This is a genomic window from Xanthomonas sp. SS (genome assembly GCF_014236835.1).
Lineage (GTDB): Bacteria > Pseudomonadota > Gammaproteobacteria > Xanthomonadales > Xanthomonadaceae > Xanthomonas_A.
In genome coordinates this window covers 4995078-5019836 of record NZ_CP051190.1, presented here as the reverse complement: position 1 = coordinate 5019836, position 24759 = coordinate 4995078, and the positions used below count along the sequence as shown (strand labels likewise).

Here is a 24759-nt window from a genome sequence, read left to right as displayed (position 1 = left end):
GGTTTTCGGCGCTGCGTCAGCAGCCAGCGGGGGAACGGAGGTCGCTAATATAGCCGCAGTCCGCATCCGCCCGTCGGTGCGCTTCCTGCCGGTCCGTACATGACGCTCCGTCCCGCCTCCGCTTCCCTCTCGCCCACGCCGCGCGCCGCTGGCGTCCTGGCGCGCCTGCGCCACTGGTGGCGCGACGTTCCGGTCACCGATCAGGTCGATCGGCGCAACGCGGCGATGCTGCAGTTGGTGCTGGCGTTCGTCGGCCTGTACCAGCCGATGGCGATGCTGCTCGCCTGGGGGCGGATCGGCGCGGCCATGGACCCGGTCGCGTTGTGGCTGGCGGCGGCCAACACGCTGGCGATGTGGGCCTGCTTCGTGCTGCTGCGGCGCGGCGCGTTCCTGTGGGCGGCGCGGATGTTCGTGGTGGTGAGCCTGGCGCTGCTGAGCGTGGGCTATGTGCGATGGGGGCTGGAAGCGCAGCTGCGCGGGCAGTTGAGCCAACTGCTGCCGGTGCTGATCGGCGGGCTGCTGTTGAGCCGGCGCGCACTGTGGGGCGCGGTGGCGTGGCTGGTGCTGGTGGTGGCGCTGGGTGCCTGGCGCGACGCGACCCGCTCGTTCTTCATGCCCACGCTGATGCCGCGGCTAGTGGAGAGCGCGATGCTCGGCATCGCCGGCTTCGTCATCGCCGCGGTGGTGCTGGACCAGTCGGTGGCGGCGCTGCGCGAGAGCCTGGACCTGGCGCGCAAGCGCGGCAACGATCTGGCCCGCTCGCGCGACCGGCTGCAGTTGGAGATGCAGGAAAAGGAGCGTTCGCGCGACCAGCTGGTGCACGCGCAGAAGATGGAGAGCGTCGGCCGCCTGGCCAGCGGCGTGGCGCACGATTTCAATCATCTGCTTAGCCTGATCATGGGCTATGCCGCGCGCGCGCGGCGCAGCGACGATCCGCAGCAGCTCAAGGCCGCCCTGCAGGGCGCCGATGCGGCGGCGCGGCGTGCGGCGGCGGTGACCCGCAAGCTGCTGGATTTCAGCCGCCAGGAAGCCACCCGGCTGGAAGTGTTCGAACCGGCCGAGACGATCGCCGGCATGCGCCCGATGTTCGACCAGCTGTTCGGCCTGGGCGTGCAGGTGCGCCTGCAGCTGCACGAGGCGCCGTGTCCGGTGCGCTTCGACCGCGCGCAGCTGGAACTGATCCTGCTCAATCTCGCCGCCAACGCGCAGCAGGCGATGCCCGAGGGCGGGCAGTTCGAATTGACCCTGGCGCCGCGGCCCGATGCCACGCTGGAGATCGCGGTGCGCGACAGCGGCCACGGCATGAGCGAGGACGTGCGCGCGCGCTGCCTGGAGCCGTTCTTCACCACCAAGCCCAGCGGCCAGGGCACCGGCCTGGGGCTGGCGGTCAGCGCCAACCTGATCGCCGCGGCCGGCGGCGCGTTGCTGGTCGAGAGCGCGCCCGGGCAGGGCAGCGTGTTCCGCCTGCGGCTGCCGCTGCACGCCGGCGCGGCGGCGGTCTCGTGAGCGGCGCCGCGCTAGACTGCGGCGAACGCACCGGGGACCTCGCCCTTGGTTTCTAGCTGGATCCTGCTGCTGGTGTCGGTCGGCTACGCGGCGCTGCTGTTCACGGTGGCGTGGTGGGGCGACCGGCGGCCGCTGTACCCGGAGCGGCCGTGGCTGCGCCCGGCGGTGTACAGCCTGGCGCTGGCGGTGTACTGCTCGTCGTGGACGTTCTACGGCGCGGTCGGCAGCGCGGTGCGCAACGGCGCCGGCTATCTGCCGATCTACCTGGGGCCGTTGCTGTTGCTGCTGTTCGGCTGGCGCATCATCGAACGGCTGGCGCTGATTGCGCGCAGCGAGAACACGGTGTCCATCGCCGATTTCATTTCCTCGCGCTACGGTCGCTCGCGGCGGCTGGCGGCATTGGTGGCGGTGATCGCGCTGATCGGCGTAGTGCCGTACCTGGCGCTGCAGTACAAGGCGGTGGCGATGAGCCTGCAGGTGCTCAGCGGGCAGTCCAGTGCCGGGGCGCCGTTCTATGCCGACCCGGCGCTGTACGTGGCGTTGCTGATGGCGCTGTTCGCGACCCTGTTCGGCACCCGTCAGGTGGATGCCACCGAACATCACCACGGCATGATGCTGGCGATCGCGCTGGAATCGGTGGTCAAGTTGCTGGCGATGGTCGCGGTGGGCGTGTTCGCCTACGTGTGGCTGAGCGGCCGCGACGGTCGCGTGCTGCAGTCGGCGCAGACCCTGTTCCAGAACACCCCGCCGGTCGGCTTCATCTCGCAGACCCTGCTCAGCTTCCTTGCCATCGTGTGCCTGCCGCGCCAGTTCCACGTGGCGGTGGTGGAATGCAGCGACATCGGCGACATCCGCAAGGCGCGCTGGCTGTTCGGGCTGTACCTGGTGGTGATCTCGGCGATGGTGGTGCCGATCGCCGCGGCCGGCATCGCCCTGTTCGGCCAGTCCGGCGAGGTGGCGCACGACAGCATCGTGCTGGCGCTGCCGCTGGCCGAGGGCCGCACCGCGCTGGCGCTGGTCGCCTACGTGGGCGGGTTCTCCGCCGCCACCGGCATGGTCATCGTGTCCAGCATCGCGCTGGCGACGATGATCAGCAACGACCTGGTGATGCCGGTGCTGCTGCGCCGGCGCGGGCACCAGGCGGCCGGCGCCGACGTCGCCTCACGGGTCTTGTGGATCCGCCGCCTGGCGATCCTGCTGCTGGCGCTGATCGCCTACGGCTACTACCGCAGCAGCAGCAACGACAGCTCGTTGGCCTCGTACGGGCTGATGGCCTTCGCCGCGGTGGCGCAGTTCGCGCCTGGCGTGATCGGCGGGCTGTACTGGCGCGGCGCCAGCCGCAAGGGCGTGGAGACCGGCATGCTGCTGGGCTTCGGCACCTGGATCTACACCTTGCTGTTGCCGGCGATGACCCAGGCCGGCTGGCTGGCGCCGGGATGGCTGCACGATGGACCGTTCGGCATCTCCTGGCTGCGCCCGCAGCAGCTGTTCGGCATGAGCGGCTGGGATCCGCTGGCGCACGGCACGTTCTGGTCGCTGCTGCTCAACGTCGGCACGATGATGCTGGTGTCGGCGCGCTGGCGCCCGGGCCTGGACGAGCGGCTGCGCGCCGCGCCGTTCCTGGAGCCGTATTCGCAGCGGCCGGCGGTGGCCGGCGTCTGGCTCGGGCAGGTGCAGGTGGTCGACCTGCAGGCGCTGGCCGAACGCATGGTCGGCGAGCGCCACGCCCGCCGCGCCTTTGCCGAACAGGCGCAACTGCTCGGCCGCGAGCCGCAGCCCAACGCGGTGGCCGACCGCGTCTGGGTGCAGTTCACCGAACGCCTGCTCGCCGCCTCGATCGGCGCGGCCTCGGCGCGGCTGGTGCTGACCAGCCTGCTGCGCGGTTCGGGCATGGACTTGGGCGAAGTGGTGGCGGTGCTCGACGAAGCCGGGCAGGAGCTGCGCTTCAACCGCGAGATCCTGTCCACCACGCTGGAGAACATCAGCGCCGGGGTCAGCGTGGTCGATCCGGCGATGCGCCTGACCGCGTGGAACCGGCGCTACCAGCAGATGTTCGGCTATCCCGACGGCATGCTCTATGTCGGCCGCCCGGTCGCCGACCTGATCCGCTACAACGCCGAGCGCGGCGAACTGGGCGAGGGCCGCATCGAGGACCAGATCGGCCGCCGCATCGCGCATCTGCGCGCCGGCACCTCGCATGTGTTCGAGCGCACCCGTAGCGACGGCAAGGTGATCGAGATGCGCGGCCAGCCGCTGCCCGGCGGCGGCTACGTGACCAGCTACAACGACATCACCGACTACAAGCGCGCCGAGCAGGCGCTGCTGGAAGCCAACGAGACGCTGGAGCAGCGCGTGGCCGAGCGCTCGCGCGAGGCCGAACTGGCGCAGCAGTCCAAGACCCGCTTCCTGGCCGCGATCAGCCACGACGTGCTGCAGCCGCTCAACGCGGCGCGGCTGTTCGCCTCCGCGCTGCGCGAAGCGCACCAGAACGAAGAGCAGCGGCACCTGGCCGAGCGCGTGGACGCCTCGCTGCGTGCGGCCGAGGAACTGCTCGACGGCCTGCTCGACGTGTCGCGGCTGGACGCCGGCGGCATGCGTCCGACGATCGAGGACTTCGACGCCAGCGTGCTGCTGCGCGAACTGGCCGCGCAGTACACCCCGGTCGCCGCCGGCCGCGGCCTGCGCATGCAGGTGTACGCACGGCCGATCTGGGTGCGCAGCGACCGCCGCCTGCTGCGTCGCGTGCTGCAGAACTTCCTCGCCAATGCGCTGCGCTACACCCGCCAGGGCCGCATCGTGCTGGGCATGCGCGGCCGCGGCGCGGCGCTGGAGCTGCAGGTGTGGGACACCGGCCCGGGCATTCCCAAGCACCACATGCAGCAGATCTTCGAGGAGTTCCAGCGCTACCAGCAGCCGTTCGACTGGGGCGAGCAGGGATTGGGCCTGGGCCTGTCGATCTGCCAGCGCATCTCGCGCCTGCTCGGCCACGACCTGGATGCGCGCAGCGCGGTCGGCCACGGCAGCATGTTCTCGATCGCCGTGCCGCGGGTGGCACCGGTGCCGCAGAAGCAGCAACGCCAGCGCAGCGCCGCCAGCAGCGACTCGCTGGCCGGGCTGCGCGTGCTGTGCGTGGACAACGATCAGGAAATCCTCGACGGCATGCGTGCGCTGCTCGGCCGCTGGCAGGTGGAGGTGATCTGCGCCAGCACCGTGGACGAAGCACTACTGCTGGCGGCGCGCGCGCCCAACGTGATGCTGGTGGACTACCACCTGCACGACAGCCTGGACGGGTTGGACACGCTGGACGCGCTGCGCGAGGCGATGGTCGGCCCGGTCGCCGGTGCGCTGCTCACCGCCGACGGGCGCGACGAACTGAAACTGCAGGCGCGCGAACGCGGCTACCGGCTGCTAACCAAGCCGGTCAAGCCCGCCTCGCTGCGCGCCTTCCTCACCGCGTATCACGATCCGATCAAGAGCGACTAGCGCCGGTTGGCGCGATCGCGCGATTGCGCGTTGCCGGGTGCGGCACTGCGCTGGCCGTGCGGCGAATTTGCGTATCCGCAGTGTGTGCGTCGTTTGTCCGCGGCCGGCACGGCGTGCGTTGCGACCCGCGATCCGGCCCGGCTATGGTGGCAGCCCTTTCCGCCTGCCCTGCGTGGACCGCCAGCGCATGACCCCACCGGACGATTCCGCGATCCTGTCGCTGCCCGCCTTGCTGGCGGCATTGGAAGCCGGGCAGGCGCACGCGCTGGAGCAAGGCGCGCGCCGTTATCTGCAGCACGCGCCCGACGATGCGCTGGCCAGCAGCCTGCTGGCGATGAGCCTGCAGATGCAGGGCCATCCGGCGCAGGCGGCTGCGTTGTATCGCGCCCTGGCCGAGCGCCAGCCGCAGGATGTGGCGCACTGGAACAACCTGGGCACCGCCTTGCGCGAGGCGCGCGATTTCGCCGAGGCGCGGCAGGCGTATGCGCGGGCGCTCGCGCTGACGCCGGACGATCCGATGCTGCACCACAATCTGGGCCTGCTGGCGATGGACGGCGGCGACTACGGCGCCGCCCGCGAGCATCTGCTGGACGCGCATGCGTTGGCACCGGCGTCCGCGCAGCTGAGCGTCCACGCCGCGATGGCCTGCCACGAATGCGGCGACTTCCAACGCGTGGAGGCGTTGATCGCGCACTGGCCGCAGTGGCCCGCACTGGATCCGGAGACCACGCTGGAACTGGCCTGGCTGCTATCGCAGGCCGGCCAGACCGACGCGGCCTGCGAGATGCTGCGTGCCTGCGCCGCCGGACCGATGCCGCAACCGGAACGCGCCTGGTCGCGCCTGGTGCTGGTGCTCGAGCGCGTCAACCAGCTCGAGGAGGCGCGGCAGGCAGCCACACACTTGCCGCCGCCGGAGCGGATCGAGAACGTGGACGCGCGCCACGATGCGATCAATGCATTGGCGGTGCTGGCGATGCGCGACGGGCAGTGGGACGCCGCGTACCGACTGCTGCGCGGCCTGCTGCCCGCCGGCGCGGCCACCGACACGCGCAAACAGAGCAATCTGTACTTCGCTATGGCCCGCGTCTGCGACCGCCTGGGTCGCCACGACGAAGCGCTGGCGGCATGCGCGCAGGGGCACGCCGGGCAGGTCGATGGCGTCGCCTCGCTGGTGCCCGAGCTGCTCGCGGCGGACGCGGCGCCGCTGCCGGTCGCGCGGCGGCGCTGGAATCCGGCGCGCTACGCTGCCGCGCCGCCGGTGGCGGGCCCGGACCGCGATGCGTCGCCGATCTTCGTGGTCGGTTTCCCGCGCTCCGGCACCACCTTGCTGGAACAGATGCTCGATGCGCATCCGCAGCTGTGCGCGATGGACGAGCGGCCGTTCCTGCAAGGGCTGGCCGAGCGCAGCGAGCGCCGCGGCCTGGCCTGGCCCGATTGCCTGGGCGAACTGGACGATGCCGCTTGCGTGGCCTTGCGCGCCGACTACTGGCAGTCGGTGCGCGGCGTGGTGCAGCTGCAGCCCGGACAACGCCTGGTCGACAAGAATCCGCTGAACCTGCTGCGCCTGCCGCTGATCCAGCGTCTGTTCCCCAACGCCCACATCATCCTGGCGCTGCGCCATCCCTGCGACGTGCTGTTGAGCTGTTACATGCAGGCGTTCCGCTCCCCGGCCTTCGCGGTGCTGTGTTCCAGCGCGCAACGTCTGGCGCAGGGCTATGCCGATGCGATGGCGTTCTGGCTCTACCACGTCGACCTGCTGCAACCGCGCGCGCTGGAACTGCGCTACGAAGACCTGGTCGCCGATCCGCAGGCGCAGGTCGCGCGCCTGGGCAGCTTTCTGGAACTTGAACAACCGGAGCGGTTGCTGGAGTTCCAGCGCCATGCGCGCGCCAAGGGCTTCATCAGCACGCCCAGCTATGCGCAGGTGGTCGAGGGCATCAATCGCAAGGGTCTGGACCGCTGGCGCCCGTATCGCGACTTCTTCGAGCCGGTGCTGCCGCTGCTGCAGCCCTACCTGCAGCGCTGGGACTATCGCGTCGACTGATTCGGGCACGCGTTTTCGCCTGCACGGGCGCCCATGGCGCCTTCGCCGTACGCGCATGTTTTCGAACGATGTAGCGATTGTGCCAAGCGCTGGCGCAATGCGGCACATGAAAACAACACTTTTCTTATAAAAAACTAACAAGTGCTTGACGGTCCGGTCGGCCCGCAAGTCCGAAGCATCCAACGAAGACGTCGCGCGTAGAGCGCGATTCGAACCGGTCCACGTCCGCGTGCACCGCTGGCGTTCTGTTGCCCATCACATGAGGTTTTCCCCAATGTCCGCACCAAAGAACAGACTCGCCCAGGCCATCTGCCTGGGACTGGCGGCGCTTCCCGCCGCTTCGCTCTACGCACAGAGCGCCGATACCGCTGCGACGTCCGCGAGCGGCGCGGTCGACCTGGACCGGGTCACCGTGACCGGCTCGCTGGTGCGGCGCGTGGACGTGGAAACGGCCAGCCCGGTCACCGTGGTCGATCGCCAGCAGATCCAGCAGAGCGGCAAGCAGACCCTCGGCGACCTGATGCAGTCGCTGCCCGGCATCGCCGGCGATGCGACCAACCCGCAGGTCAACAACGGCGGCGGCGACGGCGCCTCGACCGTGTCGCTGCGCGGACTCGGCGATCAGCGCACCCTGATCCTGATCGACGGCCACCGCATCCTAAACAACGACATCAACTCGATCCCGACCAGCATGATCGACCATGTCGAAGTGCTGAAGGTCGGCGCCTCGGCGCTGTACGGCTCCGACGCCATCGGCGGCGTGGTCAACTTCATCCTGCGCAAGAACTTCGAAGGCGGCGAATTCGTCGCCAACTACGGCCAGGCCAGCCGCGGCGACGGCGCGCGCCAGGGCGGCGCCTTCACCTTCGGCAAGACCTGGGACCGCGGCAACATCGTGGTCGGCATCGACTACAACAAGCAGAAAGAAATCTCCTCGGCCAATCGCGCGTTCTCCAAGGACGCGATGTACCTGTCCAGCGGCAGCGTCTACAAGGGCGGTTCCAGCCGTACCCCGAGCGGCTACTACAAGCTGCCGGCGAGCACGCTGGCCGCCAACGGCTGCAGCGCGAACGGCGCGATGACCAGCGACGGCAGCGGCGGCTACAAGTGCTACTCCTCCTCCGACGCCTACAACTACCAGGCGCAGAACCTGCTGATGACCCCGCAGCAGCGCGTCAACAGCTTCGTGCTCGGCAGCTTCAACATCACCGACAAGGTGCAGGCCTACGTCAACGCCTACCACAACCACACGATGTCGCATTCGGCGATCGCACCGCTGCCGTTCGATGCGCAGAGCGACGGCATCACCATCGCCGCCGACAATCCGTACAACCCGTTCGGCGTCGAGTTCGGCCCCGACGGTTACGAGTACCGCACCCGCTTCAGCTCGCTGGGCCAGCGCGAAACCTTCTACGACACCGCCACCGACCAGGACGTGCTCGGCCTGAAGGGCAGCATCGGCGATACCAGCTGGGTCTGGGACGTCAACTTCAACTACGGCCACTACAAGCAGCGTAGCTGGAGCCACGGCTACGTGGACTACGCGGCGCTGCAGGACGCGATCGATACGGGCGAAGTGAACATCTTCGACCAGACCGACGCCAACACCATCGACTGGATGAACAGTCACGAGTCGATCCCGCGCTACCAGACCACGAGCATCACCCGCCAGTGGGAAGCCAGCGCCAACGGCAGCGTGTGGGAGCTGCCGGCCGGCAGCGCGCAGCTGGCGGTCGGTGCGCTGTATCGCAAGGAGAGCCTGGGCTACACGGTCTCCAGCAATGCAGTGATCAACAGCGACAACACCTGCGACATCTCCTCCGAGGCCTGCTCCTCGCCGTTGAGCGGTTCCTTCAGCGTGAAGGAAGCCTATGCGCAGCTGTTCATCCCGGTGCTGGCGCAGTCCTCGCCGATCGGCGCGCTGAACGTCACCCTGAGCGATCGCTTCTCCGACTACAGCAGCGTCAGCTCGACCAACAACAGCGCCTCGTTCCAGCTGGAGTGGCGCCCGATCCACGACCTGATGGTGCGCGGCACCGTGGCGCAGGTGTTCCGTGCGCCAACCATCTACGATCTGTACCAGGGTCCGACCGCGAACTCGCCGACCTTCACCGATCCGTGCATCGACTACAGCGGCAGCGGCCACGAGAGCGCCTGCGAAGGCGTGGCCGCCGGCTGGACCGGCTCGGGCCTGTCGCAGACCAACGCGATCGTGTCCGGGGCGAGCTACGCCAACTACAACCTGAAGCCGGAGAAGGGCACCTCCTACGACTACGGCATCGTCTACAGCCCGGAGTCGGTACAGGGCCTGTCGCTCAACGTCGATTGGTGGAAGGTCAAGCTCGACGACCTGATCCAGTCGATCTCCGCGCAGACCGTCGCCAACATCTGCTACAACGACAACAGCAGCCCGTACTGCAGCTACATCCACCGCTATGCGGCAGGCACGGTCAGCGCCGGCAACATCGACTACATCGAAACCCCGGTGGTCAACATCGGCAAGCTGGACACCCAGGGCATCGACTTCGGCGCCAACTACGCCTTGCCGGAAACCGCCTTCGGCAAGTTCACCCTGGCCCTGGACAGCACCTACCTGCAGCGCTACGACATCGACACCGGCGATTCGGTGGTGCACATGGCCGGCAAGTACAACTCGTCCTACGGCAACTACGCACGCTGGCGCGCGCGTGGCCAGATCGGCTGGAAGCTGGGCAACTGGGACGCCACCTGGACCACGCGCTGGGTCGGCAAGATCCAGGTCGGCAGCACCGACCTGTCGGAGAACATGTCCGCCGATGCGGCAGACAAGGGCGTGGTGCTGAACTACGGCAGCTACATGTACCACGCGCTGCAGCTGGGCTACGACATGAGCGACGCGAACATCCGCTTCGACCTGGGCGTGGACAACCTGTTCAACAAGCAGCCGCCGGTGCTGTACCAGAACAACGTGTTGAACGCGAACACCGACGTGAGTACCTACGACACGGTCGGCCGCTACTACTGGATGCGCGCCACCTATCGGTTCTGAGGGATGTCGACGAGCGTTGCTTGCGTCCGCAAGCAGGTCGGCTGGTGACACGCGGCGCGCCCAACCGGGCGCGCCGTTTTTCCTTGAGGGGACGCCAATGAAAGCGAAGCATGCCGATCTTCGCCACTATGTTCGCGTCTACGATGCAGCGCTGGATGCTGATTTCTGCAGCCAGCTGGTCGCGCAGTTCGAGCGCACGTCGGCGCAGCAGAGCCACAACGGTGCCGGTGCGCGTGCCGGCCTGGACGACAGCGCCTGGACCGAACTCAACGTGACCCGCGCGGCCGATCCGGCCTTCCAGGGGTTCTTCATCGAACAGGTGCGCGCGGCGCTGGCGCGCTACAACGCCGATCTGGGCCTGTCCGCGCCGGTGCCGTGGCGCCCGCGCCTGGCCGACCTGCGGATCAAGCGCTATCGCGCCAGCGCCGGCGAGCGCTTCCAGCCGCATTTCGACGCCTGCGACGAGGAAACCGGCCGCTACCTGGTGCTGCTGTGGTATCTCAACGACGTCGCCGAGGGCGGGCAGACCCGCTTCGTCGACCTGGACCTGGAGGTCGCGCCGCGCGCCGGGCGCCTGCTGATGTTCCCGCCGTACTGGATGTACATGCACGCCGCCCTGCCGCCGCGCAGCGGCGACAAGTACATCCTCTCCACCTACCTGGAATTCACCGCCAAGCCATCTCCATCGCAGCGCTGACGCCGGACGAATCCAGCACCACGTCGGCGACGCGATCCGCTTGTTACCAATCCCCAATCCCGACTCCCCAATCCCGGCCTCAATGCAGATGCTCGTACAGGATGGTGCTGCCGATCGCGATCAGCAGCGCACCGCCGACGATCTCCGCGCGCTTGCCGGCCAGGGTGCCGAGCACGCGGCCGAGCATGATGCCCAGGGTCACCATGGTCAGCGTGCACAGGCCGATGACCACCGCGACCTCGGCGATGTTCACCTCGAGGAAGGCCAGGCCCACGCCGACCGCCATCGCGTCGATGCTGGTGGCCAGGCCGGTCGCGGCCAGGTTCCAGAAGCCGTGGCGCCTGGGCGCTTCGGCGGCGTCCTCGGGCGCCTCGGGCTTGAGCCCGGCGACGATCATGTGCACGCCGAGCGCGCCGAGCAGGCCGAACGCGATCCAGTGGTCGAACGCGGTCACGTACTTGGCCGCGGCCTGGCCCAGCAGCCAGCCCAGCACCGGCGTCAGCGCCTCGATGCAGCCGAAGATCAGGCCGGCGCGCAGTGCATCGCGCCACAGTGGCTTGCGCATGGCCGCGCCCTTGCCGACCGCCGCGGCGAAGGCGTCGGTGGACATGGCGATGCCGAGCAACAGAATGGAAAGAAACGACATGTGGGGGACCGCGCCGGGGCAGAAGACGAACGACGAGCGCGCGCGCCCGGCTTTCGCCACGCAAGCTCGCCGCTGGTCTCGCCAACCGAGATGGCTGCCCGCACCACGGCGCAACGGCCGAGTGTGTTGATGCGGGCGCTGTCCGAAACACGCCGGACAGCAGGCTACTCCCCAAGGGACGCGCAGTCTAACAGCGGCAAATGCCGGCGAATACGCTTCGAACGCACGCGAACCTGCAGCTTTTTTTCTTAGCAGCGGCTATATGTGCGGCATGCCGACGGTACTGCGGCATGGGTGCGCCGAAGGCGATTCGGCAAGCCGATCCGGTGTGCGTCAGCAATCGCTAGGTATGCAGACGAGGCCTACGACGCGCGAAAGCGGTCGCGGCTGAAGCCGCTCCTACAAGGGCCGAGGAGGCTCGATGCCATCCCACTGTAGGAGCGGCTTCAGCCGCGACCGAAATCTTCAGGCGCCGCTAAAGCCGGGGAGCACGCCGACGAATGCCGCGACATGCAAACAACGGTCGAGGTTGAAACCCGCCTACAAATGGAATCGCACCGGCCTCGCGCGCAGCGACCAGGTCACGCCACGCCGCGGTGAACCTCGGCGCACGCACCCACCAGAACGCAGCGCGCTCACTCCTCTTCCAACGGCAACACGATGGCGTCGCTGTCGATGGCCAGTTTGCCGGCCATCAGCACCGCCTGGGTGCGGTTGGTGACGCCGAGCTTGCGCAGGATCGCGGTGACGTGGGCCTTGATGGTGGCTTCGGACACGCCCAGGTCGTAGGCGATCTGCTTGTTGAGGCGGCCGGCGCCGAGCATCTGCAGCACGCGGAACTGCTGCGGGGTCAGTTCGCGCAGGCGCTGCCCGACCTCGCGTTCGGCGCGGTCGGTGGGCGGCAGGTTGTGCGCTTCCGGCGGCGCCCAGCGCTCGCCGTCCAGCACCGTGCTCAGGGCCAGGCCGATGGTGTCCGAGTCGGCCGACTTGGGAATGAAGCCGAACGCGCCGTGGTCCAGCGCGCGGCGCATCACCGTCGGTTCTTCGCGTGCGGACACCACCACCACCGGCAACTGCGGATGCAGCGCGCGCATGTGCACCAGCGCGCTGAACCCCTGTGCGCCGGGCATGTTGAGATCCATCAGCAACAGGTCGGCATCGGCGTGATGGTCGGCCAGCGCGTACAGCGCCTCGACGCTGTCTGCCTCGTACAGCTGCACCCCCGGCATCACCCGCTGCACCGCCCCACGCAGCGCCTCGCGGAACAGGGGGTGGTCGTCGGCGATCAGCAGGGTGGGCATGGGGCGGGGATTCGAGATTGGGGATTGGGGATTCGTGGAGCAACAGCAACAGCGGAGCGTGACCTCGTCAGGAGATTGGACACGGGCAGGGGAGCGCTTTGGCGAATCCCCAATCCCGACTCCCGAATCCCGGCTCTCAGCGCGTCAGCCGCTCGTTCACCAGCGAATCGACCACCGACGGATCGGCCAGGGTCGAGGTGTCGCCGAGCTGGTCGGGGGCGTTCTCGGCGATCTTGCGCAGGATGCGGCGCATGATCTTGCCCGAGCGGGTCTTGGGCAGGCCCGGCGCCCATTGCAGGTGGTCGGGCGCGGCGATCGGGCCGATCTCCTTGCGCACCCAGGCCACCAGTTCCTTGTGCAGGGCCTCGCTCGGCTGCTCGTCCGCTACCAGGGTCACGTAGGCGTAGATACCCTGGCCCTTGATGTCGTGCGGGAAGCCGACCACCGCGGCCTCGGCCACTTTCGGGTGCGAGACCAGCGCGCTCTCCACCTCGGCGGTGCCGATGCGGTGGCCGGAGACGTTGATGACGTCGTCCACGCGGCCGGTGATCCAGTAGTAGCCGTCTTCGTCGCGGCGGCAGCCGTCGCCGGTGAAGTAGCTGCCCGGGTAGGTGCGGAAGTAGGTGTCGATGAAGCGCTGGTGGTCGCCATAGACGGTGCGCATCTGCCCCGGCCACGAGTCGCGCAGCACCAGGTTGCCTTCGGTGGCGCCTTCCAGGACTTCGCCGTCGGCGTTGACCAGGGCCGGCTGCACGCCGAAGAACGGCAGCGTCGCCGAGCCGGGCTTGAGGTCGATCGCGCCGGCCAGCGGGGTGATCAGGATGCCGCCGGTCTCGGTCTGCCACCAGGTGTCCACGATCGGGCAGCGGCCGTCGCCGACCACATCGAAGTACCAGCGCCAGGCTTCGGGATTGATCGGCTCGCCGACGCTGCCGAGCAGGCGCAGCGACGCGCGCGAGGTGCGCTTGACCGGCGCCTCGCCCTCGCGCATCAGCGCGCGGATCGCGGTCGGCGCGGTGTAGAAGATCGTGACCTTGTGCTTGTCGATGACCTCCCAGAAGCGCGACACGTTCGGGTAGTTGGGCACGCCTTCGAACATCAGCGCGGTGGCGCCGTTGGCCAGCGGGCCGTAGACGATGTAGCTGTGGCCGGTGACCCAGCCGACGTCGGCGGTGCACCAGTAGATGTCGTCCTCGCGCAGGTCGAACACGGTCTCGTGGGTGTAGGCCGCGTACAGCAGGTAGCCGGCGGTGGTGTGCAGCACGCCCTTGGGCTTGCCGGTGGAGCCGGAGGTGTAGAGGATGAACAGCGGATCCTCGGCGTTCATGCGCTCGGGTTCGCATTCGGCCGGCTGGCTGTCGACCACGTCGTGGAACCAGCGGTCGCGCGGGGCCTGCATGTCCACCGCGCCGCCGGTGTGGCGCACCACCAGCACGGTTTCCACGGTGGTGGTGCCGGGCAGCTTCAGCGCCGCATCGACGTTGCCCTTGAGCGGGATCTTCTTGCCGCCGCGCAGGCCTTCGTCGGCGGTGATGATCAGCTTGCTGCCGCAGTCGATCACCCGGTCGGCGATCGAATTGGGCGCGAACCCGCCGAACACCACCGAGTGGATCGCGCCAATGCGCGCGCAGGCCAGCATCGCCACCGCCGCGTCGGGAATCATCGGCAGGTAGATGGTGACGCGGTCGCCCTTCTTGACCCCGAGCGCGCGCAGCGCATTGCCCAGGCGGCAGACGCGTTCGTACAGCTGGCGGTAGCTGACGGTGTAGGACGGCGCGTCCGCGCTGTCCGGCTCGAACAGCAGCGCGGTCTTGTCGCCGCGCGTGGCCAGCTGCCGGTCCAGGCAGTTGACGCTGGCGTTGAGCTCGCCGTCGTCGAACCAGCGGATATGGAAATCGTCCAGGGCGAAGTTCACGTCCTTGATCCGGGTCGGCTTCTTGAACCAGTCCAGGCGTTCGGCCGCCTTACCCCAGAACGCCTCCGGCTGTTCCACCGATTGCCGGTACAGGGTCTGGTACTGGGTCTTGTCGACCCGTGCCCGGGCGGCGAACTGCGGATCGACGGGGTAGATATCGGCCATGGTGCCCTCTGCAATGAACGGGGCGCCGCATGCGGCGGCGCGTCATGGCGCAGTTTGCCGCATTCACCGTTAAGCGCGCACGCGCCGGGCTTTAGACGATGGTCGTAAACCCCGCCCCGTTCGACTAATGGCCAATAGGCGCGGCCGGCCGCGGCGCGCACTGTGCACACAGCCGTGCCTGCGCGCGGCGGACATCCATTATTCGGGAGGGAGTAATGAGCAACCGCATCGCATCCTTGGCACGGCGCCCGTTGGCCGCCGCGCTGTTCGTCGCACTGATCGCCCCAGGCGCGGCCTTCGCCCAGAGCGGCAAGACCCCGTCGGCGCGCGAACAGGCGCTGGAAGCCCGCGTGGCCGAGCTGGAGCGGCAGGTACAGCTGCTGCTGTCCTCGCAGCAACAGCAGCAGGGCCAGATCGCGCAGGCCCAGAGCGAGGTCGCCGCAGTGAAGTCGAGCCAGGCCACGGTACCGGCGGTGCCGGCCGGCAAGGCGCCGATCCAGGTGACCACGATCACCCCCGGCGCCGCGCCCGGCACCACGTTCAAGGTCGGCGGCTTCATCAAGGCCGATTTCCTGGCCACCCGCACCGGCGACGGCCAGCTCGCCGACGACGCCACCGGCCGCGCGCTGTACCTGCCCGGGCAGACCCCGGTCGGCGGCGGCAAGTCCGGCACCGACTACAACGCGCACGCCAAGTTCTCGCGGATCAACTTCGGCGTGGACAGCGTCACCGACGGCGGCAACAAGGCCGGCGCGCTGGTGGAACTGGATTTCTTCGGCAATTCGCTGGGCACCCAGACCGCCACCAACACCTACGGCGCCACCCTGCGCCACGCCTACATGTACTGGAACCACTGGCTGGCCGGCCAGACCTGGTCCAACTTCATGGATCCGGCGGCGCTGCCGGAAGCGGCCGACTTCATCGGCCCCACCGACGGCGTGATCTTCGTGCGCCAGGCGCAGGTGCGCTACACCAACGGCGGTTTCAGCGTCGCCCTGGAGAACCCGGAAACCACCATCTACAACCGCAGCGCGACCGGCGTGATCACCAGCGCCAGCTCCGATCGCGGCGCGCTGCCGGACCTGACCGTGCGCTACGGCTGGAAGGGCGACTGGGGCAGCTTCGGCATCGGCGGCCTGCTCGGCCAGCAGAAGGTGGACAACCGCGCCACCGGCGCCGACGCCAGCAAGGTCTCCGGCGGCCTGACCCTGGGCGGCAAGTGGGTGGCGGGGGACAGCGACAGCCTGTTCTATCAGCTCAGCGGCGGCGAAGGCATCGGCCGCTACGTCGGCCTGGGCATCGCCCAGAACGCGGTCTACGACGCGGCCGACCGCGACCTGGACACGGTCGGCGTGGTCGCCGGCTACATCGGCTGGCGCCATGCGTTCTCGCCGAAGTTGCGCACCAACCTGATCTACGCGCGCAGCGACTACGACAACGACACCGCGCTGACCGGGCTGGGCGTGACCAAGAGCGTGCAGAGCATCCGCGGCAACATCTTCTACACGCCGATGCCCAAGGTCGACGTCGGCGCCGAGCTGATGTACGGCAAGCGCGAGATCGAAAGCGGCGCCAAGGGCGACATCACCCGCCTGCAGTTCACCACCAAGTACAGCTTCTGAGGCTGCGGCCGCGCGGCGCCCGGGAGGGCGCGCCGCGCGGCCGCGGACTCGCCCCGCACTCGCGACGGATCGCGCCACCCGACCATCTGACCGCCACCGCCACACCACCCGCTTCGGAGGGGAAGCTTCCTATGTCCAGCACCGCCATCAACCCGTCGGGTCAGCCACTGACCAAGGGCCACAAGAAGGTCATCTTCGCCTCCAGCCTGGGCACGGTCTTCGAGTGGTACGACTTCTATCTGTACGGCTCGCTCGCCGCGATCATCGCCAAGCAGTTCTTCAGCGGGGTCAACGAGACCACCGGCATGATCTTCGCGCTGCTGGCCTTCGCCGCCGGCTTCTTCGTGCGCCCGTTCGGCGCGGCGTTCTTCGGCAGCCTGGGCGACCGCATCGGCCGCAAGTACACGTTCCTGGTCACCATCCTGATCATGGGCATCTCCACCTTCCTGGTCGGCGTGCTGCCCAACTACGCCAGCATCGGCGTGGCCGCGCCGGTGATCCTGATCGTGCTGCGCCTGGCCCAGGGCCTGGCGATGGGCGGCGAATACGGCGGCGCGGCGACCTACGTCGCCGAGCACGCGCCGCCGGGCAAGCGCGGCCTGTACACCAGCTTCATCCAGACCACCGCCACGCTGGGCCTGTTCCTGTCGCTGCTGGTGATCCTGGTGTGCCGCCTGACCCTGGGCACCGAGGCGTTCGAGGCCTGGGGCTGGCGCATCCCGTTCCTGGGTTCGATCATCCTGCTCGGCGTGTCGGTGTGGATCCGCCTGCAGCTGAGCGAGTCGCCGCTGTTCCAGCAGATGAAGGCCGAGGGCAAGGGTTCCAAGCAACCGTTCCGCGACAGCCTCAAGGACGGCAACTTCAAGCTGATGCTGATCGTGCTGCTCGGCGCCACCGCCGGCCAGGCGGTGGTCTGGTACGGCGGCCAGTTCTACGCGCTGTTCTTCCTGCAGAGCACGCTCAAGGTCGATCCGACCGTCTCTTACCTGCTGATCGCCGCGGCGCTGGCGCTGGCCACCCCGTTCTTCCTGTTCTTCGGCTGGCTGTCGGACAAGATCGGGCGCAAGAAGATCATCCTGTTCGGCTGCCTGCTGGCGGCGGTGACCTACATGCCGCTGTTCAAGGGCATCACCCACTTCGCCAACCCGGCGGTGGAAGAGGCGCGCAGCAAGTCGCCGGCGCAGGTGCTGGCCGATCCTGCCACCTGCAGCTTCCAGTTCGATCCGGTGGGCGTGCGCAAGTTCACCAGCTCCTGCGACGTGGCCACCGCCGCGCTGACCAAGGCCGGCGTGCCGTACGCAGTGCAGCCGGCTGCGCCGGGTTCGCTGGCGCAGGTGCGCATCGGCGGCAGCCAGGTCGCTTCCTACGAGGCCGCAGGGCTGAGCAAGGCCGATGCCAAGCCCAAGGCCGATGCCTTCGGCAAGGAGCTCAAGGGCGCGCTGACCGCGGCCGGTTATCCGGAGAAGGCCGATACCGCGCGCATCAACATCCCGATGACGATCCTGCTGCTGTGGGTGCTGGTGCTGTACGTGACCATGGTCTACGGCCCGATCGCCGCGTTCCTGGTCGAGCTGTTCCCGACCCGCATCCGCTACACCTCGATGTCGCTGCCGTACCACATCGGCAACGGCTGGTTCGGCGGCTTCCTGCCGGCGATCTCCTTCGCCCTGGTGGCCGGCACCGGCAACATCTACTACGGCCTGTGGTATCCCATCGGCATCGCGTTGATGACCCTGGTGCTGGGCACGCTGTTCCTGCGCGAAACCCGCAACGTCGACATCACCAAGTAAGCGCACTTGTCCTTGCGCCGGATGCGTCCGGCACTGCGACGCCGGCCTCGTGCCGGCGTCGTCGTTTGCGCGGTCCGCCGGCGGCGCTGGAATCGGCGGCGGCGGCATGCGACTACCATGCGCGCTGGACACACACGCAGATCGCCGCATGCGCTACCGCTGGATCCTGTTCGACGCCGACGACACGCTGTTCCGCTTCGATGCCTATGCCGGCCTGCAGCGCATGTTCGCCGGTTACGGCGTGGCCTTCGCCGAGCAGGACTACGCCGACTACAGCGCCTTGAATCGGCCGTTGTGGGTGGAGTACCAGAACGGCACGATCACCGCGCTGCAATTGCAGCAGCGCCGCTTCGCGGGCTGGGCGCAACGCCTGCAGACCGCACCGGAGACCTTGAATGCGGCGTTCCTGGCGGCGATGGCCGAACTGTGCGCGCCGCTGGAGGGCGCGGTGGCGCTGCTCGACGCGCTGCGCGGGCACGCACGGCTGGGCCTGATCACCAACGGCTTCACCGCGCTGCAGCAGGCGCGGCTGCTGCGCACCGGCCTGCACGACTGCTTCGAGGTCGTGGCCATTTCCGAACAGATCGGCGTGGCCAAGCCGCACCCGGGCATCTTCGCGCACGCGCTGGCGCAACTGGGCGATCCGCCGCGCGCGCAGGTGCTGATGGTCGGCGACAACCCGCACGCCGACATCGCCGGCGGCCTGGCCGCGGGGCTGCACACCTGCTGGATCAACGCGCACGGCCTGCCGGCGCCCGAGGGCATCGTGCCGCACTACGAAGTGGCGACGCTGGCGCAGTTGCAGGATTTGCTGCTAGGGGAGGCATGACCGCTCGTATTGCGCCACGCGCCGCGGCCGAAACCATTCAGCGCTTTCTGTAGGAGCGGCTTCAGCCGCGACCCACAGGCTCGGCGCACGTCATGCTTCCTGGGGCAGGGAACCAAGCTCTTGCAGGATGCCAGCGACACGCATCCGGATGCCGGACCCCGTCGGGGTGACGACCCTCCGACACGCACAGCGCGCCGATCGACCCCTTGTGGGAGCGACTTCAGTCGCGACGCGGCACACCCTCAAGCACCTGCCAATCACGCGCCGGCATCGCCACCACCATGGCCGGCCGATGCCACGCCCTGTATGGCTGAAGCGCACCCTGTAGGAGCGGCTTCAGCCGCGACACCCCGCGTCGGCGCAAGCCATGCTCGCTGGGGCAGGGATCGAAGCCCATGCAGAATTTTGCCAGCGGCACGCCTCCGCACGCCGGGCACCGTCGGGGATGAAGCCTTCCTACAGGCACAGCGCGCCGATCGGCGCATTGTGGGAGCGACTTCAGTCGCGACGCGGCACACCCTCAGGCACCTGCCAAGCACTCTTCTGCATCGCCGCAAACATGCCCGGCCGACACCACACTCTGTCCTGCACCACCCGCATCGCGCCATACGCCGGCATCGTATAGTGCGCCCATGCCCATTTCCGACCCCGCTTCCCACAGCGCCGACACGCCGCTTGCCGACCTGCCGGCCACCCTGCAGCGGCTGCGCGCGGCCTGGCAGGCGGCCAAGCCCGACCAGGCGCAGCGCCGCGACGACCTGCAACGTCTGCGCGCGGCACTGAAGCGGCGCCTGCCGGAAATGGCCGATGCCATCGCCGCCGATTTCGGCCACCGCTCGCGCCACGAATCGCTGCTCGCCGACGGCATGACCGTGCTCGGCGAAATCGATCACCTGCTGCGCCACCTCAAGCGCTGGATGCGGCCGCAGCGCGTCGGCGCCGGCTGGCGGCTGTGGCCGGCGCGCGCCGAAGTGCGGCCAGTGCCGGTCGGGGTGGTCGGGGTGATCGCGCCGTGGAACTACCCGGTCAACCTGGCGCTGATCCCGCTGGCCACCGCGATCGCCGCCGGCAACCACGTCTACCTGAAGCCGTCCGAGCACACCCCGCGCACCGCGCAGTTCCTGCAGTCGCTGCTGGCCGAGGTGTTCCCGCCGCAACGGGTGGCGGTGGCGTTGGGCGCGGCCGAGGTGGCCGGCGCATTCGCCGCGCTGCCGCTGGATCATCTGGTGTTCACCGGCTCCACCGCGGTCGGGCGCAAGGTGATGGCCGCCGCCGCGCCGAACCTGACCCCGCTGACCCTGGAACTGGGCGGCAAGTCGCCGGCCATCGTCTGCGCCGACTACCCGCTTGAGCAGGCCGCCTCGCGCCTGGCCACCGGCAAATGGTTCAACGCCGGGCAGACTTGCATCGCGCCGGACTACGTGTTGATCGACGCCGGTCGCAGTGCGGCACTGGTGCAGGCGCTGCGCGCGCAGGTGCTGGCGCGCTACGGCGACTTCGCGCGGGCCGACGACTACACCCGCATCGTCAACGAAGGCCAGTACCGACGCCTGCGCGGCTACCTGGACGACGCGCGCGCGCGCGGCCTGGAAGTCGTGGAACTGGCCAGCATCGAACCCGAGCGCGCCGAGCGCGAGCGCCTGATCGTGCCGACCGTGGTGCTGCAGCCCGGCGACGATGCGCTGCTGATGCAGGAAGAGATCTTCGGCCCGATCCTGCCGCTGCGCAGCTACCGCACGCTGGACGAGGCGATCGCGCTGGTCAACGGCCGCGACCGGCCGCTGGCGCTGTACCCCTTCAGCCACGACCGTGCGCAGGTGGAGGCGATCCTGCACGCCACCGTCGCCGGCGGCGTCACCGTCAACGACAGCCTGCTGCACTTCGCCGCCAACGCCTTGCCGTTCGGCGGCATCGGCCCCAGCGGCATGGGCGCCTACCACGGCCGCGCCGGCTTCGACGCCTTCAGCAAGGCGCTGCCGATTTTGTGGCAGTCGCGCTGGGCCGCCAGCGATCGACTCAAGCCGCCGTACACGAAGATCGCGCGGCTGATCGATCTGCTGCTGCGCTGATCGCGCAGGCCAGGACGCCTGCGACGTCCTCGGCCGCTTCGAACCCGAAAGGGACACCGCGGCGCGCGATCCGCCGGCGCATGCGCTGCGTGGCGACCGGCCGTCGATCGAGGCACTGGCGCCACTGCTGGAGTCGCCGATCCTGGCCATCGCCGATCCGGACTATGCGGCGGCCTGGCGGCGCTGCAGGCGCCTAGAGATTCATTCCCGCCGGAGCGGCTGGCCAGCGGCGAGGAGCTGCTCGACCGGCTCGATCCCGCGCAGCGGCAATACGCGCCGGAGCTGCACGCGCAGTGCGGTCCCCGCCTCTGAGCGGGCGTTGGCGCGGCCGGATTGGCCGTCTCGGCGGGCAACGGTCAAAATACCCGCCGGCCGCCCCGTTATGGATTTCCCCTTGAAGATCGCCTCCTGGAACGTCAACTCGCTCAACGTGCGCCTGCCGCACCTGCAACAGTGGTTGGAGGCGTTCGCGCCGGACGTGGTTGGCATCCAGGAAACCAAGCTGGAAGACCACAAGTTCCCGGACGCGGCGCTGGCCGCGGCCGGCTACCGCAGCGTGTTCGCCGGGCAGAAGACCTACAACGGCGTGGCGATCCTGTCGCGTACGCCGCTGAGCGACGTGCAGATCGGCGTGCCCGGGCTGGAGGACGCGCAGCAGCGGGTCATCGCCGCGACCGTCGGCGATCTGCGCATCGTCAACCTGTACGTGGTCAACGGCCAGGACGTGGGCACCGACAAGTACGCCTACAAGCTGCGCTGGCTCGAGGCGGTGCACGACTGGCTCGCCGCCGAACTGCAGCGCCATCCGCGCATGGTGGTGCTGGGCGACTTCAACATCGCCCCGGACGCGCGCGACGTGCACGATCCGCTGGTGTGGAGCGACAACCACATCCTCACCTCCACCGCCGAGCGCGGCGCGCTGCACAAGCTGCAGGCGCTGGGCCTGCACGACGGCTTCCGCCTGCACCACGAAGACGGCGGCATCTTCAGCTGGTGGGACTACCGCCAGGCCGGCTTCCGCCGCGACCTCGGCCTGCGCATCGACCTGACCCTGGTCTCCGACGCGCTGAAGGCGCACACGCGCGCCGCCGGCATCGACCGCGAACCGCGAACCTGGGAGCGCCCCAGCGACCATGCGCCGGCCTGGATCGAACTGGACGAGGCCAGCGCATGAACGAACGTCATCCGCGCCGCTGCATCGACAAGGTCGGCGACACCGTCATCGCGCCGCTGCACCGGCTCAGCTGCCACTGCGGCGTGGTGCAGATCGACCTGGAGCTGCCGCTCGGCATCGTCGATCCGCGCCGCTGCAACTGTTCGCTGTGCCGCCGCCGCGGCGCGATCGTCGGCTCGGTGCCGTTGGTCGCACTGCACGTGCGCGAGGGAGCCGACGCGCTGCGCCTGTACCGCTTCAACACCCATACGGCGCAACATTATTTCTGCGGCGTGTGCGGGATCTATACGCATCACCAGCGCCGCTCCGATCCCAGCGAATACGGCTACAACGTCGGCTGCCTGGAAGGCGTGGATCCGTATGCGCTGGCCATCGCGGTGCCGGTCAGCGACGGCGTGCATCATCCTGCCGACCGCGCCGCCCCGTGAGCGGCGCCGCAAACGCAAACGCCCGGCGGACCGGGCGTTTGCGCACACCTGCGGGGGCGTTGGCGCTTAGCGCGCGCGGCCGCGGGTGAACAGGTTGACGATGGCCAGCAGGATCACCGCGCCGATCAACGAGTACAGGAACGTCCACAGCGTGATCGCCTGGTTGATGCCGCCGCCGAACAACCAGCCGGCGATCAATGCGCCAACGATGCCGACGACGATATTCAGGATGATGCCCTGCTGTGCGTCACGGCGCATGATGATGCTGGCCAGCCAGCCCACGATGCCGCCGACGATCAACCAGATGATGATGCCCATGGGTAAGACTCCTCGGTTCTGCCCACACCGGGAGCGGTGTGGCGTGCGCCATTTAAGGAGCGCTGCCGTGAAGCGCCCGTGTACCCAGGCAGGCCTGTCGCAGCGGCCATTGTGCTTTGTGGACGCAGCGTGAGCGGTCCCGCCGACGCACCGTTGCGCCCGGATCCACCGGATTGGCGGTTCGGCCCGGTGGCGCTGTGGCTGCGCACGCATCCGCCGCGCACGCCGGGCGAGGCGCAGGCGCGGCGCCTGCTGTCCGCCGAACTGGCCACGCCGGAGGCGCAACTGCCACTGCGCCGCGACGAACGCGGCCGCCCGTGGCTGCACGCGCCGTTGGCGCATGTCGGCGCCGGCTGGAGCCACAGCGGCGACTATCTGCTGGTGGCGATCGGCGCGCACACGCGGCTGGGTGTGGACATCGAACACCAGCGCGCGCGGCCGCGTTTGCTGGAGCTGGCGCAGCGCTTCTTCCATCCCGACGAGGTCGCGACGTTGCAGGCGCTGGCCGAACCGGCGCGCGAGGCGTTGTTCTTCCGTCTGTGGTGCGCCAAGGAAGCGTTGCTGAAGGCGCACGGGCACGGGCTGTCGTTCGGGCTGCACCGGCTGCGCTTCGCCGAAGATGCCGACGGCGTGCTGCAACTGGCCTGGTGCGACCCGGCGCTGGGCGTGGCCGCGTGCTGGCACGTGCATGAGTGGGTGCCGGCGCCGGGCTATCGCGCGGCGCTTGCCTGGTATCCGCTCGAGTCGACATAGCGCCCCCAATCCTCTGTAGGAGCGGCTTCAGCCGCGACAGGTTCTACAGGGATAGAGAGTGCCTGTCGCGGCTGAAGCCGCTCCCACAACGAAGCGGCAGCGCGCCGGTTGCATCCGCCGCCGCGGCTCATGCCTCCACCGCGCCGGCGCGGCCGTTGCAGGTCACCGGCCGATGGCGTTTCCTGGAGATCCGGCATGCCGCTGCACCACGACCGCAATGAACAGCTGCGCATGATCGGCCGCGACGATGTCGGCTACATGGCGGTAACGGTGGCGGCAGCTGCGATAATCGGGCGATGAATGACGCCTCCCTTCCCGACTCCGTCCGCGCCGCGCTCGACCAGGGCCTGCGCGCGCAAGGCCTGGACGCCGCCGCGCTGGCGCCGCCGCTGCTGGCCTACCTGGCGCTGCTGGCGCGCTGGAACCGCACCTACAACCTCACCGCGGTCCGCGACCCGCACGAGATGGTGACCCGGCACCTGCTCGATTCGCTGGCGATGCAGCCGTTCGTGGAAGCGGGCACGCTGGCCGACCTGGGCACCGGCCCCGGCCTGCCCGGCATCCCGCTGGCGATCGCGCGGCCGCAGCTGCGGGTGACCCTGGTCGAGAGCAACGGCAAGAAGGCGCGGTTCCTGCGCGAGGCGGTGCGCCAGCTGCGCCTGGACAACGCGCGCGTGGCCGAATCGCGCGCCGAGGCCGTGGACGAACCCGGCGCCTACGATTTCCTGACCGCGCGCGCGCTGGACACGCTGGCCGGCATCGTCGCCGTCGGCGGCCACCTGCTGCGCCCGGGCGGGCGGCTGCTGGCGATGAAGGGCGTGCGCCCGGACGAAGAGATCGCCGCGCTGCCGCCGGGCTGGGTGGCGCAGGCGGTGCACCCGCTGCAGGTGCCGGGGCTGGGCGCGGACCGCCATCTGGTGGTGGTCGAGCGCGGCTGAGCCGCCGGGCGGGCCCGGCGCGCCGACGCCGATTTCCGCCCCGGGGGGGTGTG

General features: G+C 69.1%; 17 protein-coding genes. 13 read left to right on the top strand and 4 right to left on the bottom strand.

Annotation, left to right across the window (positions count from 1 at the left end):
- Positions 1-99: 99 nt before the first annotated feature.
- The 5 genes from HEP74_RS21165 to HEP74_RS21145 all read left to right on the top strand — a co-directional run bounded on the left by HEP74_RS21165 (position 100) and on the right by HEP74_RS21145 (position 10758).
- Positions 100-1506: a sensor histidine kinase gene (locus HEP74_RS21165; protein WP_185814538.1), complete on the top strand. Its 1407-nt coding sequence runs from the start codon at positions 100-102 to the stop codon at positions 1504-1506.
- 45 nt (positions 1507-1551) lie between these two features.
- Positions 1552-4989, top strand: coding sequence for a hybrid sensor histidine kinase/response regulator (locus HEP74_RS21160; RefSeq protein WP_185814537.1), 3438 nt, complete (start codon positions 1552-1554; stop codon positions 4987-4989).
- Positions 4990-5176: 187 nt separating this feature from the next.
- Positions 5177-7033 (top strand): tetratricopeptide repeat-containing sulfotransferase family protein, encoded by a 1857-nt coding sequence (locus HEP74_RS21155; RefSeq protein WP_185814536.1) that lies wholly within the window; start codon positions 5177-5179, stop codon positions 7031-7033.
- 274 nt (positions 7034-7307) lie between these two features.
- Positions 7308-10061 (top strand): TonB-dependent receptor, encoded by a 2754-nt coding sequence (locus HEP74_RS21150; protein ID WP_255427823.1) that lies wholly within the window; start codon positions 7308-7310, stop codon positions 10059-10061.
- 97 nt (positions 10062-10158) lie between these two features.
- On the top strand, positions 10159-10758 hold the full coding sequence (locus HEP74_RS21145; RefSeq protein WP_185814535.1) for a 2OG-Fe(II) oxygenase: 600 nt from the start codon (positions 10159-10161) through the stop codon (positions 10756-10758).
- Positions 10759-10837: 79 nt separating this feature from the next.
- Here HEP74_RS21145 and HEP74_RS21140 read toward each other — a convergent pair whose 3' ends face one another.
- From HEP74_RS21140 to acs, 3 genes are all read right to left on the bottom strand, one after another.
- Positions 10838-11404 (bottom strand): manganese efflux pump MntP, encoded by a 567-nt coding sequence (locus HEP74_RS21140; protein ID WP_185814534.1) that lies wholly within the window; start codon positions 11402-11404, stop codon positions 10838-10840.
- Positions 11405-12039: 635 nt separating this feature from the next.
- Positions 12040-12705: a response regulator transcription factor gene (locus HEP74_RS21135; protein WP_185814533.1), complete on the bottom strand. Its 666-nt coding sequence runs from the start codon at positions 12703-12705 to the stop codon at positions 12040-12042.
- 136 nt (positions 12706-12841) lie between these two features.
- Positions 12842-14785 (bottom strand): acetate--CoA ligase, encoded by a 1944-nt coding sequence (acs, locus tag HEP74_RS21130; protein WP_185814532.1) that lies wholly within the window; start codon positions 14783-14785, stop codon positions 12842-12844.
- Between the two features lie 215 nt (positions 14786-15000).
- On the opposite strand from acs, the gene HEP74_RS21125 reads away from it, so the two are divergent.
- The 6 genes from HEP74_RS21125 (at position 15001) to HEP74_RS21100 (ending at position 22697) form a co-directional block, all read left to right on the top strand.
- The gene (locus HEP74_RS21125; protein WP_185814531.1) at positions 15001-16407 is read left to right on the top strand and encodes a DcaP family trimeric outer membrane transporter; all 1407 of its coding nucleotides are present in this window, start codon (positions 15001-15003) and stop codon (positions 16405-16407) included.
- Between the two features lie 131 nt (positions 16408-16538).
- On the top strand, positions 16539-18197 hold the full coding sequence (locus HEP74_RS21120) for an MFS transporter (RefSeq protein WP_185814530.1): 1659 nt from the start codon (positions 16539-16541) through the stop codon (positions 18195-18197).
- A 148-nt stretch (positions 18198-18345) separates the two neighbouring features.
- Positions 18346-19026: a pyrimidine 5'-nucleotidase gene (gene yjjG, locus HEP74_RS21115; protein ID WP_185814529.1), complete on the top strand. Its 681-nt coding sequence runs from the start codon at positions 18346-18348 to the stop codon at positions 19024-19026.
- 632 nt (positions 19027-19658) lie between these two features.
- Positions 19659-21095, top strand: a complete 1437-nt coding sequence (locus HEP74_RS21110) for a coniferyl aldehyde dehydrogenase (protein WP_185814528.1) — start codon at positions 19659-19661, stop codon at positions 21093-21095.
- A 394-nt stretch (positions 21096-21489) separates the two neighbouring features.
- Entirely contained in the window at positions 21490-22269 is a 780-nt protein-coding gene (gene xth, locus HEP74_RS21105; RefSeq protein ID WP_185814527.1) for an exodeoxyribonuclease III, read from the top strand.
- Positions 22266-22697: a GFA family protein gene (locus tag HEP74_RS21100; RefSeq protein ID WP_185814526.1), complete on the top strand. Its 432-nt coding sequence runs from the start codon at positions 22266-22268 to the stop codon at positions 22695-22697. Before xth ends, HEP74_RS21100 begins: the two co-directional genes overlap by 4 nt.
- A gap of 66 nt (positions 22698-22763) precedes the next feature.
- On the opposite strand, the gene HEP74_RS21095 is transcribed toward HEP74_RS21100, so the two are convergent.
- Positions 22764-23015: a GlsB/YeaQ/YmgE family stress response membrane protein gene (locus HEP74_RS21095; protein WP_003466992.1), complete on the bottom strand. Its 252-nt coding sequence runs from the start codon at positions 23013-23015 to the stop codon at positions 22764-22766.
- 129 nt (positions 23016-23144) lie between these two features.
- Here HEP74_RS21095 and HEP74_RS21090 point away from each other — a divergent pair, with 129 nt between their 5' ends.
- A complete protein-coding gene (locus HEP74_RS21090; protein WP_185814525.1) occupies positions 23145-23768 on the top strand; it encodes a 4'-phosphopantetheinyl transferase family protein in 624 nt (207 codons plus the stop codon).
- A 296-nt stretch (positions 23769-24064) separates the two neighbouring features.
- Positions 24065-24706: a 16S rRNA (guanine(527)-N(7))-methyltransferase RsmG gene (rsmG, locus tag HEP74_RS21085; protein ID WP_185814524.1), complete on the top strand. Its 642-nt coding sequence runs from the start codon at positions 24065-24067 to the stop codon at positions 24704-24706.
- Positions 24707-24759: the final 53 nt, after the last annotated feature.

Bases quoted from the DNA above. Each gene is read 5' to 3' on its own strand.
- HEP74_RS21120 (WP_185814530.1), top strand. From the start codon at position 16,539: ATGTCCAGCACCGCCATCAACCCGTCGGGTCAGCCACTGACCAAGGGC.
- HEP74_RS21135 (WP_185814533.1), bottom strand. From the start codon at position 12,705: ATGCCCACCCTGCTGATCGCCGACGACCACCCCCTGTTCCGCGAGGCG.
- HEP74_RS21125 (WP_185814531.1), top strand. From the start codon at position 15,001: ATGAGCAACCGCATCGCATCCTTGGCACGGCGCCCGTTGGCCGCCGCG.
- HEP74_RS21110 (WP_185814528.1), top strand. From the start codon at position 19,659: ATGCCCATTTCCGACCCCGCTTCCCACAGCGCCGACACGCCGCTTGCC.
- HEP74_RS21165 (WP_185814538.1), top strand. From the start codon at position 100: ATGACGCTCCGTCCCGCCTCCGCTTCCCTCTCGCCCACGCCGCGCGCC.
- acs (WP_185814532.1), bottom strand. From the start codon at position 14,785: ATGGCCGATATCTACCCCGTCGATCCGCAGTTCGCCGCCCGGGCACGG.
- HEP74_RS21155 (WP_185814536.1), top strand. From the start codon at position 5,177: ATGACCCCACCGGACGATTCCGCGATCCTGTCGCTGCCCGCCTTGCTG.
- yjjG (WP_185814529.1), top strand. From the start codon at position 18,346: ATGCGCTACCGCTGGATCCTGTTCGACGCCGACGACACGCTGTTCCGC.
- HEP74_RS21095 (WP_003466992.1), bottom strand. From the start codon at position 23,015: ATGGGCATCATCATCTGGTTGATCGTCGGCGGCATCGTGGGCTGGCTG.
- HEP74_RS21140 (WP_185814534.1), bottom strand. From the start codon at position 11,404: ATGTCGTTTCTTTCCATTCTGTTGCTCGGCATCGCCATGTCCACCGAC.
- HEP74_RS21145 (WP_185814535.1), top strand. From the start codon at position 10,159: ATGAAAGCGAAGCATGCCGATCTTCGCCACTATGTTCGCGTCTACGAT.
- HEP74_RS21150 (WP_255427823.1), top strand. From the start codon at position 7,308: ATGTCCGCACCAAAGAACAGACTCGCCCAGGCCATCTGCCTGGGACTG.
- rsmG (WP_185814524.1), top strand. From the start codon at position 24,065: ATGAATGACGCCTCCCTTCCCGACTCCGTCCGCGCCGCGCTCGACCAG.
- HEP74_RS21100 (WP_185814526.1), top strand. From the start codon at position 22,266: ATGAACGAACGTCATCCGCGCCGCTGCATCGACAAGGTCGGCGACACC.